Genomic DNA, 1368 nt, shown 5'->3' with positions numbered 1-1368 from the left:
GACCAGCCGCTTCTGATTGCCAGGCGTATTTGTCAGCATCGACGCGGACTTGATTGGCGCTCTCTTTTAGCTGCTGAAGAAATTCGCGCTCTTTATTGGCAGCGCGCAGCTGGTAAATACCATCCAACGTTTCTACCAGTCGGTTTTGGAAAATTTCGAACGAGTGGTTTTCTTTACGCTTGAGATGCTTGACCATACTGCCAAGTTTGCGAGAGAAATAAATGACAATAGGGTTTACGAGTAGAATAAATAAGCCCAGACGCCAATCTAGCCAAAGCAGAACGATAGCGGTGCCTATTACGGTCAAAAAGCTGATAACAAACTTTGCGAGTGTCGAACCAACAAATTGATCGATGGTTTCTATGTCAGTAATAAGGTGAGCGTTAATTCCGCCACTGCCTTTGGTTTCGTACTGACGAATACTGATTCGACCCAATTTGTCGATCATTTTACTGCGCATCTCAAACGTAATGGTTTTCGATACCAGTGTGAATTGACGACTTTGAACAATGTTCAACGCTTGGCTGGCTGCGCGCATGAGCACAACTAAAAAAAGCGTGAAAAAGATATATCCAGTTGGGGTATGCCACGCTTCAGGAAGCACAGCGTTCATGGCAGAAAGACCAGAGGCAGGTTTGTCCAATAGCACTTCATCAACCATTAATGGCATAAGAAGAGGGATTGGAACACTAATCAAGGTCGCCACAATAGCAATCAAGTTCGCTAAAATCAGCTTGGACTTGTGCTTTTTTACTTGTGTTATCAACCAAGAACGGCTAATAGTGTCATTTTTCGGAATCATTGTAATTGAGAATAAGTCCTATTTTAAAGTAGGTCAGCATTTTAGCGCCATACGAAGAGAATGGAAGCTTTAATAATAAGTAGGAAGTTAATATGAACATAGAACAATACCAACGACTCACCAAACAAGCAGTAGCCCTAATTGAATCTGAGCCAGACTTTATCGCTAACTTGGCGAACCTGAGCTCTTTACTATTTATGGAGCTTGAAGACCTCAACTGGGCAGGCTTCTACCTAATAAAAGGGGATGAGCTTGTATTAGGCCCATTCCAAGGTAAACCAGCTTGCGTTCGTATCCCAATGGGACGAGGCGTTTGTGGTACAGCTGCAAAAACAAATACTACTCAAAGAGTATACGACGTTCACGAATTTGAAGGTCATATTGCATGTGATGCTGCGAGTAATTCTGAAATTGTGATTCCGTTTTCAATCAATGGAAAAGTTGCTGGCGTATTGGATATCGATAGCCCAAGTATCGGTCGATTCAATGAAACAGACGAGGAAGGTCTCACTCATTTTATGTCAGAAGTAGAAAAGCAATCGGAAGAGCGTCGTGTAGGGAAAGAG

The 1368-nt window shown here is 42.8% G+C and carries 2 protein-coding genes; one reads left to right on the top strand and one right to left on the bottom strand.

Annotated elements, in window-relative coordinates:
- A partial coding sequence (locus R7O12_RS24975) for an ABC transporter ATP-binding protein (protein WP_318126745.1) occupies positions 1–802 on the bottom strand: 802 nt, incomplete at its 3' end.
- 92 nt (positions 803–894) lie between these two features.
- Between R7O12_RS24975 and R7O12_RS24970 the strand changes: the two genes are divergently transcribed.
- On the top strand, positions 895–1368 hold a 474-nt coding region (locus R7O12_RS24970; protein ID WP_318126743.1), incomplete at its 3' end, for a GAF domain-containing protein.

Source organism: Vibrio sp. Vb1574, from assembly GCF_033338675.1.
Note: the sequence above shows the minus strand (reverse complement) of the source record. Positions and strands in the feature narration are given on the sequence as shown.